Source organism: Lysobacter sp. ESA13C (assembly GCF_019970005.1).
GTDB lineage: Bacteria > Pseudomonadota > Gammaproteobacteria > Xanthomonadales > Xanthomonadaceae > Lysobacter > Lysobacter antibioticus_B.
Window position 1 is genome coordinate 43,654 of sequence record NZ_JAHXYK010000001.1, and the last position, 13,730, is coordinate 57,383.

9 protein-coding genes and 1 riboswitch are annotated in these 13,730 nt (G+C 69.1%); of the genes, 6 read left to right on the forward strand and 3 right to left on the reverse strand.

What is annotated here, in order from left to right:
• Positions 1-198 precede the first annotated feature (198 nt).
• Both LC490_RS00180 and LC490_RS00185 read left to right on the forward strand, forming a co-directional pair.
• Positions 199-1,395 (forward strand): EAL domain-containing response regulator, encoded by a 1,197-nt coding sequence (locus tag LC490_RS00180; protein WP_223618823.1) that lies wholly within the window; start codon positions 199-201, stop codon positions 1,393-1,395.
• An 8-nt stretch (positions 1,396-1,403) separates the two neighbouring features.
• Entirely contained in the window at positions 1,404-4,250 is a 2,847-nt protein-coding gene (locus LC490_RS00185) for an ATP-binding protein (protein ID WP_223618824.1), read from the forward strand.
• Positions 4,251-4,675: 425 nt separating this feature from the next.
• Here LC490_RS00185 and LC490_RS00190 read toward each other — a convergent pair whose 3' ends face one another.
• Positions 4,676-5,449, reverse strand: a complete 774-nt coding sequence (locus tag LC490_RS00190) for an ankyrin repeat domain-containing protein (protein WP_051885211.1) — start codon at positions 5,447-5,449, stop codon at positions 4,676-4,678.
• Between the two features lie 160 nt (positions 5,450-5,609).
• The gene (locus tag LC490_RS00195) at positions 5,610-7,115 is read right to left on the reverse strand and encodes a hypothetical protein (RefSeq protein ID WP_223618825.1); all 1,506 of its coding nucleotides are present in this window, start codon (positions 7,113-7,115) and stop codon (positions 5,610-5,612) included.
• A 219-nt stretch (positions 7,116-7,334) separates the two neighbouring features.
• Here LC490_RS00195 and ggt point away from each other — a divergent pair, with 219 nt between their 5' ends.
• The 3 genes from ggt to LC490_RS00210 all read left to right on the forward strand — a co-directional run bounded on the left by ggt (position 7,335) and on the right by LC490_RS00210 (position 10,836).
• Positions 7,335-9,065 carry a gamma-glutamyltransferase gene (ggt, locus tag LC490_RS00200; RefSeq protein ID WP_223618826.1) on the forward strand — a complete coding sequence of 577 codons (1,731 nt, stop codon included), beginning with the start codon at positions 7,335-7,337 and terminating at the stop codon, positions 9,063-9,065.
• Between the two features lie 300 nt (positions 9,066-9,365).
• Positions 9,366-9,446, forward strand: a riboswitch (S-adenosyl-L-homocysteine riboswitch).
• Between the two features lie 12 nt (positions 9,447-9,458).
• Positions 9,459-10,439 (forward strand): hypothetical protein, encoded by a 981-nt coding sequence (locus tag LC490_RS00205; RefSeq protein ID WP_223618827.1) that lies wholly within the window; start codon positions 9,459-9,461, stop codon positions 10,437-10,439.
• A gap of 43 nt (positions 10,440-10,482) precedes the next feature.
• Positions 10,483-10,836, forward strand: a complete 354-nt coding sequence (locus tag LC490_RS00210; protein WP_223618828.1) for a gamma-glutamylcyclotransferase family protein — start codon at positions 10,483-10,485, stop codon at positions 10,834-10,836.
• A gap of 128 nt (positions 10,837-10,964) precedes the next feature.
• On the opposite strand, the gene LC490_RS00215 is transcribed toward LC490_RS00210, so the two are convergent.
• The gene (locus LC490_RS00215) at positions 10,965-12,455 is read right to left on the reverse strand and encodes an AAA family ATPase (RefSeq protein ID WP_223618829.1); all 1,491 of its coding nucleotides are present in this window, start codon (positions 12,453-12,455) and stop codon (positions 10,965-10,967) included.
• 345 nt (positions 12,456-12,800) lie between these two features.
• Here LC490_RS00215 and LC490_RS00220 point away from each other — a divergent pair, with 345 nt between their 5' ends.
• A complete protein-coding gene (locus tag LC490_RS00220; protein ID WP_223618830.1) occupies positions 12,801-13,712 on the forward strand; it encodes an AEC family transporter in 912 nt (303 codons plus the stop codon).
• Positions 13,713-13,730 lie beyond the last annotated feature (18 nt).

The following is a 13,730-nucleotide window of genomic DNA, read 5'->3' on the forward strand; positions in this document are numbered from 1 at the left end:
GGGCGCCTCGCCCGGCCTGCGCGAAAGCAGCGGCGCGGCGTGATGCCGCGCCGCTTTTTTGTGGCCGACTCCGCCACCGCGACCGTTCGTCGCCGTTGTTTCCGTTGGACTCCTTACACGGCTACAGTCGGCCGTCCACAGCCGCGCGTTCGCTCGACGACGTCGGTCTGTCGATGCGCCGTCGCAGCCGAGGATCGGATGTCCCTTTCGCTACTGAGCGTTGTGGTGGTCGAAGACCACGGCTTCCAACGCCGCATGGCGCTGCGCCTGCTGTCCGAACTCGGCGTCGCCCGCCTGCACGAGGCCGGCGACGGCGCCTCCGCACTGCGCCTGCTGCGCTCGCTGGCGCAGGTGCCGGACGTGGTGCTGGTCGACCTGGACATGCCGGGCATGGACGGCATCGAATTCATCGACCACCTCGCCCGCGAACATCTGGCTCGCGCGATCCTGGTGGTCAGCGCGCTCGACGCCGCCCTGCTGCACACCGTCCAGACCATGGCCCGCGCCTGCGGCCTGCGCGTGCTGGAGGCGGTGCCCAAACCGCTGACCCGGAGCAAACTCTCCCAGGCCCTGGCCGGCCTGGAACTGGTCGCCGCCACCGTCGCCGACGACGACCCCGGCGAGATCGGCCTCGACAGCCTGCGCGCGGCCCTGGCCGCCGGCGAGATCGTGCCGTGGTTCCAACCGCAGGTCGAACTCGGCAATGGGCGGGCGATCGGCGTCGAGGCGTTGGCGCGCTGGCCCCGCAGCGACGGCCGCGTGGTGCTGCCGCAGCATTTCCTGCCGTTGCTGGAAAGCGAAGACCTGGTCGACGAACTCACCGAACAGATGCTCGCCCAGGCCTGCCGCTGGAAACGCCAGTGGGACCGCAGCGGGCTGCGCCTGAAACTGTCGGTCAACGTCTCCGCCTCGACCCTCGACGATGCCGGCGCCGCCGATCGCTATCAGCGCATCGTCCGCGAGGCCGGCGTCGACCCGGCCGAGGTCGTGCTCGAACTCACCGAAAGCTCGCTGATCGCCGACGCCGCGCGCGGCCTCGGCGTGCTCGCGCGCCTGCGCCTGAAGGGCTTCGGCCTGTCGATCGACGACTTCGGCACCGGCTGGTCGTCGCTGTCGCAACTCTCGCAGGTGCCGTTCACCGAATTGAAGATCGACCAGGAATTCATCGCCGGCGCCAGCCAGCAGCCGCGCAAGCGCGCGGTGGTCGAGGCCAGCCTCGATCTGGCGCGCAAGCTCGGCCTGGACGCGGTCGCCGAAGGCGTGGAAACGGTCGAGGACTGGCAGATGCTGGCCGAGCTGGGCTGCGCGATCGCCCAGGGCCGGCTGATCGGCGACGCGGTGCCCGGCGAAGAGTTGCCGGCCCTGCTCGGCCGCTGGCGTCGGCCCGAACATTGAGGCGCGCGGTGTTCGCCTGGCTCGACCGCTTCAGCATCCGCCACCAGTTGTGGGGGCTGTTCGGCCTGTTCCTGCTCACCGGCGCCAGCGTGCTGGTGATCGACGAGATCGAGCAGTACCGCGCGCGCCGCACCCTGCAGACCTTGCAGGACGACGCCCTGCTCGGCCTGCGCCTGATCAAGACCGTGTCCGACGGCTACGGCCTGGACGTGGTCGACACCACTTTCCGCGTACGCAACTATCTGGTCGACTGGGACGAAGGCCTGCAACGCGTCGACAGCGCGCAGCGTCGCGTCGACCAGGCCTGGCCGCGCCTGCAGGCCTTGCCGCATTCGGCCGAGGAGCGCGCGCAGTTGCTCGCCGCCGCACAGGCCCGCCGCACCGCCGACGCCGCCGCGGCCGAGCTGCGCGCGATATTGCGCCATCGCGACATCCGCGCACTGGGCCAATTCGCCGACAAACGCCTGTACCCGGCGATCGACCCGCTGACCCAACGCCTGCAACTGCTGTCCGACCTCAAGCTGGTCCAGGCCGACAGCGTGGTGCGCGCCGACATCGTCCGCAGCGAACGGGTCAGCCTGATCCGCATCGCCCTGTCGCTGTTCGCCCTGGCCACCGCGGCGCTGATCGGCCGGCGCATCCTGCGCAACGCCTCGCGCGGCATCGACCGCCTGACCTGGCTGGCGCGGCGCATGCGCGAGCACGACTACACCGCCGAGCCCGGCGAGCTGCCAGCCGGCGAACTCGGCGCGGTCATGCAGGCCTTCATCGACATGCGCCGCGACGTGCTCGGCTTCGAGACCGAACTGACCGGGCAGTTGATCCGCAACGAACGCACCCGCGCAGAACTCGAGCAGCGCGAGCGCTTCCAGCGTTCGCTGTTGGATTCGGCGCAGATCGCCATCCTCGCCGTCGACGGCGAGGGCTGCCTGACCCTGGTCAATCCCTTCGCCGAACGCCTGCTCGGGGTCAGCGCGCGGGAGGTGATCGGCCACGAACGCCTGCACACCGTGTTCGAACCGCGCGCCTTACAGGCCTTGGCGAGCGAGTTGAGCGCGCAGACCGGCCAAAGCGTACGCGCCGACTGGACCGCCTTGCGCGAGCTCGCCCTGGCCAACGCCGCGCCGCGCGAAACCCGCCTGCGCCACCGCAACGGCACCTGGGTGCCGGCGCTGGTCGCAGTGTCGGCCACCCACGAAGACGAAGACGCACCGGGCCTGCTGCTGATCGCCGCCGACCTGAGCGCGCTCAAGCGGCTCGAACGCGAACTGCGCGCCAGCGAAGCGCGCGCCCAGGACGCCAACCGCGCCAAGTCCTCGTTCCTGGCGGCGATGAGCCACGAGATCCGCACCCCGATGATCGGCGTCACCGGCATGATCGAGGTGCTCGCGCATTCGCGCCTGGACGCCGAGCAACGCCGCGCCCTCGACGTGATCGAGCAGTCGTCGCAATCGCTGCTGCAGATCATCGGCGGCATCCTCGACTTCTCCAAGATCGAAGCCGGACGCCTGGAGATCGTCACCGAGGCGGTCGACCTGCCGGCGCTGGTGCGCAGCACGATGGCCGGCTTCGTCGGGGCCGCCGCCAGCCGCGGCGTGACCTTAAACTGCCGAATCGACGCCGGCATCGCCCCGGCGCACTACGCCGACGCCCTGCGCCTGCGCCAGATCCTCGGCAATTTCCTCTCCAACGCGGTCAAGTTCACCGAGCGCGGCAGCATCGAGGTCGCGCTCGAATACCTCGGTCCGGTCCCCGCCGACGGCGACGACGAAGCCCGCGATGCCTTGTGTCTGCGCGTCAGCGACACCGGCATCGGCGTCAGCGCCGAGCAACAACAGCGTTTGTTCGAACCTTTCAGTCAGGCCGACGGCGACACCACCCGCCGCTACGGCGGCACCGGCCTCGGCCTGGCGATCTGCCGGCGCCTGGCGGTACTGATGGGCGGCGATGTGACGATGGAAAGCGCGCCCGGCGTTGGCACGAGCATGCGCTTGCGCGTCGCCCTGGCGCGGGCGCCGGTTTCGGAACTGCGCGCCTCGATGCTCGGCGACGCCGAGGCGACGGCACTGGTCGCGCGCCCGCTGCCCGACCTCGCCACCGCCGAGCACGAACGCAGCCTGATCCTGCTGATCGACGACCACCCGACCAACCGGTTGGTGATCGCGCGCCAGCTCGCCCTCGCCGGGTATGCCAGCGAATCCGCCAGCAGCGGCCAGGAAGGTCTGCAGCGCTGGCGCAGCGGGCGCTATGCGCTGCTGCTGTCGGACGTGCACATGCCCGGCCTGGACGGCTACGGCTTGGCTCGCGCGGTGCGCGAACAGGAAACGCGCGACGGCCTGCCGCGCACCCCGATCGTCGCCCTGACCGCGTCGGCCTTGAAAGGCGAAGCCGAGGCCTGCCAGGCCGCAGGCATGGACGACTACCTGGTCAAGCCGGTCGCGGTCGCGCGCCTGGCCGCCACCCTGCAGCGCTGGTTGCCGCACACCGTGCCGCCGCCGGGCACCTCGCCGGCGCTGGCGAGCGACGAACGCGCACGCGTACTCGACGGCGAGGTGCTGCAGCACCTGCTGAGCGACAGCGGCAGCGATACCGCCGAGGTGCTCGACGACTTCCTCGTCGTCACTCGCCAAGACCTGGCCGAGTTGCAGAATGCGCGCACGCAAGGCGACCTCGCCGGCGTGCGCCGTCAGGCCCATCGCATCAAGGGCGCCGCGGCCCTCATCGGAGCCCACGAACTCGGCGAGGCCGCGCAGGCCGTCGAGCAGGCCGCGCACGACGAAGACTGGGCATCGTTGCTGGCGGTGCTCAGCGAATTGGAAACCGCGCTCGAGCGTTTGCGGCGACTGCCGCGCTGAATCGAGCGTGGCGCTGGGCCGGATGAGAACGCCAAGAGCAAATCCCCCCTGCCCCCCTTTTCCAAAGGGGGGAACAGCAGTTGCGGCGGGTGCGGCGCGGGCGGCGGCAGCGATAGGCGCAGCCGCAGCGACGATCGCCTCTACACCTTTCGACCAAGCGTGTTGACTCGCCCCTTTGACAAAGGGGCCGCGCCCGGCGCAACGCCGAAGTCTCTCGTGCCTACAGCGCAGGGGATTTGCCGTTGCCGTTGCACCGGCAGCGACGATCGCCTCAAGACCTTCCGAACAAGCGTGTTGATTCGCCCCCTTTGACAAAGGGGGCGGCGCCCGGCGCAGCGCCGGGGTCGCTCGTGTCTACAGCGCGGGGGATTTGCTGTTGCTGTTGCTGTTGCTGTTGCCGTTACTGTTGCTGTTACCCCAACGCCCTACTTCGCCTGCGCATCCTCGATCGGGATTTGGTGCTCGCGCAGCCATTCGATCACCGCTTCGCGGTCGCGGCGGGTCTGGCCGTTGAGGACCTTCTCTGGGGTCATGAACATGAAACGCTGAAAACTCGCGCCCTGCACGTTGCGGGCGTTCGGGCTCGCGCCGGCCTGCAACAAGGTCAGGGCATGGCCGAATTCGTTGACCTTGGCGGCCTGGTGCAACGGGGTGTTGCCCATGCGGTCGGCCAGGTCGGGCTTGGCGCCGGCGGCAAGCAGGGCCTTGAAGTTGTCGGCGCGCTCGCCCATCAGCGCCGCCGCGAGCGGGGTGGCCTGAGTGACGGTGTTCGGGGTGTCCGGGTTGGCGCCGCGATCCAGCAGCACCCGCAGGTAACGCGGGTCGTTGGCCATCGCCGCCAGGTGCATCACGGTCATGCCGTCGTCGCTGCCGACCGCCGGGTCGGCGCCGACGCCCAGCAAGGCCTCCAGGCCGGCGCTGCTGTGGTGATACAGCGCCCACTGCAACGGCGTGGTGCCCTTGGCGCCGCGCGCGTTCGGGTTGGCGCCGGCGGCGGCGAGCTCGCGCACGCGCGCGGCATTACCGTCCGCCGCGGCCTCGGCCAGTTCGGCGCTGCGCACGTCGGGGAAGACTTCGCTGGCTTGCATCGATCGGTTTCCCGGGCCTGCACACGCCGTGCAGACCGACAGCATAAGCACGATGGCGGCGGCCATCACGCGCGAGGCCGCGCCGCGCGGGTTCAGATGCGGAAAGTTCATGACTAGGCGCCTGCTCTGGAAGACGACCGTGGTCGGATGGCCGGATCGTAACGCAGCCGCGCCGGCGGATAAGAGAAGGCGGTGCCGTTCACGGGCAGACGCGACCACGCAGCCCGCCGCCGTGGCGCGCCCACGCCGTCGCCACGCTCGCGTCCGCGCCTCAGTCGAAGGGATTGAGGAAGCTGCCGACGTCGTCGAGGACCTTGACCGTGCCTTCGGCGACATCGCCGGCGAAGTCGAGGGTGGCCTCGGTCGCGGTGCCCAGGCCATCGAACACGATCTCGGTCAGCTCGCCGGCGCCTTCGGCGACATCGCCGAGGATCTGGCCGCCGTCCTCGATCCAGCCGCCGAGGGTGTCGCCGGCATCCTTGAGGCCGACGTATTCGCCGAGGTCGCGGATCAGGCCGCCGGCAAGTTCGCCGCTGCCTTCGGCGACGTCGCCGACCAGGTTGAAGCCGCCGCGGCCGACGTCGCCGGCCAGATTCAAGGTGCCCTCGGCGAGGTCGCCGGTGAGCTTGAGGGTGCCGTCGATGTAGCGGCCATCGGCGTATTCGTTGTTGATCACGCCGTCGAGGTCGCCGCCGAAATCGTAGCCGACGTTGAAGGCGTCGACGCCGAGGTCGATCAGCTCCTGGGCGCCGTCGCCGAGCAGATCGATCGCGGTTTCCGAAACGGTCTCGGCCGTGCGGTCGAGGAGTCCGAGATCGTCGCCTTCGATGCTTTCGGTCGGGGTCGGGGTCTGGGTCTTCATCGCCTCGATCACGGTCGCGGCGCCGTGCGCGCTGAGCACGTTCGGCCAGCCTTCCGGATGCTTCAGGTTGAGCTCGTAACCGACCGCATCGGGCGTGCCGTTGAGCACCTCGACGCTCTGCTGCACGCCGGTCAGCGGGTCGCCGTCGACGTTGTAGCGGCGGATCTGGCCGTCCTCGGCCTGCGAGCGCGCGTCGTGCGGGCTGAAGCCCAGGTCGCGCAAGGTGTCGTTGCTGAGGCCGGCGGCGTTGAAAGTCACCGCGGTGTTGCCGGTGGCCAGCGCCGCGGTCGAGGCCAGGCCGCCGCCGAGCGAGTGGCCGGTGAACACGACGTTGTCGCCGAACGCAGCCTCGGCTTCCTTCGCCAGGGCGACCGCCTGCTTGTACTGACTGGTCTCGAAGCCCAGGCCCTGGCCGACGTCGTTCGCGATGTCGCCGTCGCCGAACGGGCTGAAGCCGTTGGTGCCGGCGAAGGCGACCACGTACTGGCCGTTGTTGTTGGTATAGACCGCGGCGCGGAAGCCGGTGCCCTCGGTCTCCAGCGAGGCCGGGTCGATGCCGGCCGGCTTGCCGTCGGGGCCCTTGAGGTCGAGCAGTTGCTCGGGGGTGAGACGCGTCCAGCCGGCGGTGCCGGCGCCGTCGGTCTTGTAGACGTCGCTCGACAGCTCGGCCAGCGAGGTGTCGATGGCCTTCTGCGGCTGCTGGCCGTAGAGCTGCTCGCTGAAGGGTTCCTGCGCGGCGGTGTCGACCGGCGCGTGCGGCGAATACGGCAGCTCGACCGGTGCGCTCGCCAGGGTCAGCGGTGGTGCGGTGTCCTGCGGCAGGGGTTGCGAGGACGGCTGCGGGTGCAGCAGGTGATCGATCAGATTCGGCAACTGGGCGAAACGGAACGCACTGTCGAACTCTGGAAAGCTCATCGCGGCCACCCCCTGGGTACTTGAACGCAGCGTATGGACGCGGATTGTGCAGAAACAGCTGGTACGCGCCCGAGCTAGGGTTGACCCTAGGGTTCGGGAATCGGGAATCGGGAATCGGGGAGCAAAGCAGGAACGGGAGCGGGAGGGAGGTCAACCTTCGGCCCAGGCGCGCGGTCGCCGGGCTGCGTTATGGTCGGGGTTCACCTGGAGAGGCACCGCATGTCCCGACCGATCACCGCGCCCCGCCGCGGCCTGGCGCTGCTCGCCCTGGCCTGCGCGCTCGGCCTGCCGCTGTCCGCCCCCGCCGCCGACCGCATCAGCGGCAAGGCCTTCGCCACCCGCAGCGAGGTCTACGCCCCGCACGCGATCGCCGCGACCTCGCACCCGCTGACCACCCAAATCGCGCTCGACGTGATGAAGGCCGGCGGCAGCGCGGTGGATGCCGCCATCGCCGCCAACGCCGCGCTCGGCCTGATGGAGCCGACCGGCAACGGCATCGGCGGCGATCTGTTCGCGATCGTGTGGGACCCGAAGACCCAAAAGCTCTACGGCTACAACGGCTCGGGCCGTTCGCCCAAGTCGCTGACCCTGGCCGAGTTCCAAAAGCGCGGGCTCAAGGACATTCCGCCGCACGGCCCGCTGCCGGTCACCGTGCCCGGCACGGTCGACGGCTGGTTCGCCCTGCACGAACGCTTCGGCCGCAAGCCGATGGCCGAGAACCTGGCGCCGGCGATCCGGTATGCGCGCGACGGCCATCCGGTGCACGAGGTCATCGCCTACTACTGGAACGCCTCGGTGCCGCGTCTGTCGAAGTGGCCGGGCTTCAAGGAGCAGTTCACCATCGACGGCCGCGCCCCGCGCACCGGCGAGATGTGGAAGAATCCGAACCTCGCCAACACCCTGGAGCAGATCGCGAAGGGCGGGCGCGATGCGTTCTACAAGGGCGAGATCGCCCACACCATCGATGCCTACTTCAAGGCCAACGACGGTTTCCTGAGTTACGACGACCTCGCCGCCCATCGCGGCGAATGGGTCGAGCCAGTCAGCACCAACTACCGCGGCTACGACGTCTGGGAACTGCCGCCGAACGGCCAGGGCATCGCCGCGCTGCAGATCCTCAACCTGCTCGAAGCCTACGACCTGAAGTCCTACGGCTTCGGCAGCGTCGAACACCTGCATCTGTTCACCGAGGCCAAGAAACTCGCCTTCGCCGACCGCGCGCGCTGGTACGCCGACCCGGCGTTCTCGAAATCGCCGGTCGCGAAATTGATCTCCAAAGACTACGCCGCGCAGCGGCGCAAGCTGATCTCGATGGACAAGGCCTTGCGCGAAGTGCAGCCGGCGACGCCGAAGGAGCTCGACGAAGGCGACACCATCTACATGACCGTCGCCGATGCCGACGGCATGATGGTCTCGCTGATCCAGTCCAACTACCGCGGCATGGGCAGCGGCATGGCGCCGCCGGGCCTGGGCTTCATCTTCCAGGACCGCGGCGAGCAGTTCGTGCTCAAGGAAGGCCATCCCAATTCGTTCGCGCCGGGCAAGCGCCCGTTCCACACCATCATTCCCGCGTTCGTGACCAAGGACGGCAAGCCCTGGCTGTCGTTCGGGGTGATGGGCGGGGCGATGCAGCCGCAGGGCCATGCCCAGATCGTCATCAACCTGATCGACTTCGGCATGAACCTGCAGGAAGCCGGCGACGCCCCGCGCCTGCAGCACGACGGTTCCACCGAACCGGCCGGCCAAGCCACGGTCATGAGCGACGGCGGCGAACTCGACCTGGAGACCGGCTTCGCCTACGAAACCGTGCGCGAGCTGATGCGCCGCGGCCACAGCGTGCGCTTCGCCCACGGCCCTTACGGCGGCTACCAGGCGATCATGGTCAACCCCCACGGCGGCTACGTCGGCGCCAGCGAATCGCGCAAGGACGGCCAGGCCGCGGGCTACTGAGCGAACCGCTTCGGGCTCGGAATGTAGGAGCGCGTAAGTCGCGACATGCACAGCGACATGAGCCCACGCAGTCGCGGCTCACGCCGCTCCTACAAAAGCCCCGCGGCTTCAGGGTAGGAGCGGCGCAAGCCGCGACCGCGTGGGCTCATGTCGCTGCGCAGTCGCGGCTCGCGCCGCTCCTACCCGAAAAGCATCGCCGCGCGATTGACAGCGCCGACTGTGCTATCGAACACTATTCGCGCGGCGTCGAACCAACGCCGCGCACCAGTTGCGGATCGCTCTCAGGGCCGGTCCGCAGTCCGGACCGAGGGGTGCTGCGACGGAACCGACGCGTTCCGCCACGCTCGATCCGCGATGCCGAGACAAGGGCGCCCTCCCGATCATGGAGGCGTCATGCCCGTTTCTCATACCGCGTCCGACGACGCGAACATCCATTCCGGTGCCGCGACCAGCGCCGCCCACGCTGCCTCGCCGAACGGCTTCCAGCTCGCCGTGGTCACCTCGGCCGTCTACGCCGAGTTCCATCCCGACGACGCCGGCCTCATCGACGCCCTGCGCGGGCACGGCATCGAACCGGTCGCCTGCGTCTGGAACGACCCGGCCGTGGACTGGACCCGCTTCGATGCCGTCCTGGTCCGCACCACCTGGGATTATTTCCGCCACTACGACGACTTCCTGGCCTGGTACGACCAGATCGAAACCCTCGGCCTGCCCATCGCCAACGAACTGCCCTTGCTGCGCTGGAACAGCAACAAGCGCTATTTGCTCGATCTCGCCGCCCTCGATGTCGCGATCATCCCGACCGTGTTGGCGCGCGGCGACGCCCTCGCCGACGCGGTCGCGGCGATGTCCGGACGCGAAGTGGTGATCAAGCCGACCGTCAGCGGCGGCGCCTGGCATACCGTGCGCGGTCGGGTCGGCGAGGCCGCCTTCGCCGAAGCCTTGGCGGCCCTGCCGCCCGAACTCGAATATCTGGTGCAACCCTTCATGGCCGAGATCGTCACCGAAGGCGAGTGGTCGCTGATGTTTTTCGACGGCCATTACAGCCACGCCGTACTCAAGAAACCCGACGCCGGCGACTACCGCGTGCAGACCGATTTCGGCGGCAGCGCGAGCTTGACCGAGCCCGACCCGGCGATTCTCGCCGCGGCCCGGCGCGCACTCGGCGCCGTGGCTGCGTTGGGCTATCGCGACCAGGCCTATGTGCGCGTGGACGGAGTGATGACCGCCGACGGCTTCCGCCTGATGGAACTGGAGTTCATCGAACCCTTCCTGCACCTCGCCGCGTATCCCCCGGCGGCGGAGTTGTTCGCCGCGCAACTGGCGCGGCGCTGGCCGAGTGTCGGCGAATCGGCGACGCTCGCCGCCGGATAAGCTTCTGCACCGCGCCGCCGCGAGGCGGCGCAACGGAGTCCGCATGCCCCCCGCAACCACCGAGCCCCTGTTTTCCTACGGCACCCTGCAGCAGGCCGATGTACAGCAGGCCACCTTCGGCCGTCTGCTCGAAGGCCAGGCCGACGCCCTGGTCGGTTACCGCCGCACGATGGTGAAGATCGAAGACGCGCAGGTCGTCGCCACCAGCGGCGCGGCCTATCACCCTATCGTCGAAGCCAGCGGCGATCCGCACGACCGCGTCGAAGGCATGGTGTTCGCGATCAGCGCCGAAGAACTGGCCCACGCCGACGCCTACGAAGTCGACGAGTACGAACGCGTGCAGGCCCAACTGGCGTCGGGGCGGCGCGCGTGGGTCTACGTGAAACGCCGTGGCTGAAGCGGCGGCCGGCGTTTGATCGGTCGACCGGTCAAACGCTCTTCGTATAGCGAAGCCATCGCGACGATCACCGACATCGCGAGGTTCCGCGAGCGCTGGCAATCGCCGTGCCCTCGTTCCTCGAACCCTCAATCCGCCGCAACCGTGCGCCCGCGCGCCCACTCGCGCAGCGCCGTGACCTGCTCGCCCATCAGCACCGACAAGGGCCGGGTCTGCTTGAGCTCGGCGCGCAACTGGAAATCCGCCAGGGGCGTGTTCGCCGCATGCGCGGCGTACATCGCCGCGACGATGGCCTGCTCGATCTCGGCGCCGGAAAAGCCGTCGCTGGCCTGGGCGAGCGCGACCAGGTCGAAACCTTCCGGCTTCAGCGCGCGCTTGCGCAGATGGCTGGCGAACAATTCCTCGCGCACCTCCGCGACCGGCAGGTCGACGAAGAAGATTTCGTCGAAGCGGCCCTTGCGCAGCAGTTCCGGCGGCAAGGCCTCGATCTGGTTGGCGGTGGCGACCAGGAACAGCCGCGACTTGCGCTCGGCCATCCAGGTCAACAGATAACCGAGCACGCGCCGCGACACCCCGCCGGCGTTGTCGCCGCCGTCGCCGGCCAGGCCTTTCTCGATCTCGTCGATCCACAGCACCGCCGGCGACAACTGCTCGGCCGAACTCAAGGCCGCGCGCAGGTTCTTCTCGGTCTCGCCGTGGAACTTGTCGTACAGGGTGCCGAAGTCCAGGCGCACCAGCGGCACGCCGAAACCGGCCGCGACCGCCTTGGCGATCATCGACTTGCCGCAGCCCTGCACGCCGAGCAACAGAATGCCCTTGGGCGGGTCCAGCCCGGGCGGCGCATCGCCGCTGACGAACACGCCGCGGCGTTGCTCGATCCAACGCTTGATCCGGCGCGCGCCGGCGACTTCGCTCATGCGCGCACTGTCGTATTCGTAATGCAGGTGGCCGGAACGGTTGAGCAGCTCGAACTTGAGCTTGGCCAGTTCCGGCAGGTCGTCCGGGCCGATCGCGCCGTCGCGGAAGATCAGATGGCGCGCGATCCGGCGCGCATCGACCGGGTCCAGGCCCTGCAGGTTGCGCACGATCTGCTTGACCGCGTCGGCGTCGCTCTCGACTCGGCGCCCGCCGTGCTCGCGCATGTAGTTCTCGGCTTCCTCGCGCACCAACTTGAGCAGGGCGTTGGCGTCCGGCAGGCTCGGTTGATGGCGCACCGCCAGCGACTCCAGGTCCGGCGGCAACTCGACCTTGTGCCCGATCAGCACCAGCACGTGCGGCTCGCAGCCGCGACGCTGGACGATCTCGCGCAGCTGGCGCTGAGTGCTGGCGTAGCCCAGGTAGGGGTGCGCATCGAACATCAGGTAGATGCCGCGCTGTTCGGCGTCGCGGATCGACTGCAAAGTGTTGGAGATGTCGGGAGCGACCTCGGTCTCTTCGTCGTCGCGGTCGAAATCGACCCGGCGCAGGCCTTCGGTGATCGACCAGCGGTACAGCGCCCGCCACACGTTCATCAATACCTGGCGGAACAGCTCGATCACCCGCGACTCGTCGCGGGTCTCGATCACGATCAATGCGGTGTTGGCGCGGATCAGCGCCGTCAGGTCTTGCAGTTCGCTCATGGGGCCGTTCTTCCGTGGACGCGACATGATACGGCGCGCCGATGGGTCGGCCTCGGAAAAACTCGGGCAACCGCAAATCCCCCACGCCCGCTGCGCGGTCGTTCGCCCCCTTTGTCAAAGGGGGCAACAGCCAGGGCCGCTGCAGCAAGGACGCATCGAACACAGGGCCTTTGCACTCCCACCCGAGGCACTTCCCCCCTTTGAAAAAGGGGGCCAAGGGGACTCGCTCTTGCTTCGCTTCCAAACCGCCCGCCCCCTCGAGCGCCGCTAAGCCTAAAGCCGCCTTGAGGCCGCGCCGCGCAACCGCGACCATGCTCTACCACCCGACGTTCGCGATCCCCGTCCATGGCTTTCGACGCCTTCGCCCTGGTCCTGGCCATGCTGGGGCTGGGTTACCTGTTCCAGCGCTCGCGCGTGTTGCCCGACAACGCCGCGCAGACGCTGAACCTGGTCGTGCTGTATGTCTGCCTGCCGGCAGCGGTGTTGCGCTATGCGCCGCGCCTGCATCTGGAACCGGCCCTGCTCGGCATCGCCGCGGTGCCATGGCTGCTGCTGGCCGCGACCCTGCCCTGCGTCGGCGCGTTGTCGCGCTGGCTGAAGTTCCGCCGCGACGAGCATGCGGTGCTGCTGCTCACCGTCGCCCTCGGCAACACCAGCTTTCTCGGCTATCCGCTGACCCGCGCCCTGATCGGCGAGCACGCCCTGCCGTACGCAGTGGTCTACGACCAGTTCGGCGCCTTCCTGATGCTGTCGACCTTCGGCCTGTGGGTGCTGGCGCGCTACGGCGGCGACCAGCGGCCCAGCGCCGCCGACATGCTGCGCCGGATCGTGCGCTTCCCGCCGCTGTGGGCCTTGTCGATCGGCTTCACGGTGATGCCGGCCGAACCGCCGAGCTGGATCGCCGGCGGCCTGCAACGCCTGTCCGACGCCCTGCTGCCGCTGGCAATGCTGACCATCGGCCTGTCGGTGAAACTGACCCTACCGCGCGACGAGCTCAAGCCGCTGCTGTCGGGCCTGACCCTGAAGCTGGCGCTGATGCCGGCCCTGGCCTGGGCGCTGGTGCCGTTGCTCGGCCTGCACGGCGAGATGGCCCGCACCACCGTGCTCGAATCGGCGATGCCGCCGATGGTCACCGCCGGCGCCCTGGCCATCGCCCACCAACTCGCCCCGCGCCTGGCCGCCGCAATGGTCGGCTACGGCCTGCTGCTGTCGCTGCTGACCTTGCCTCTGTGGGCCGCGATCGGAGCGAACGTATGAAATCTAAGGCCCGCATCC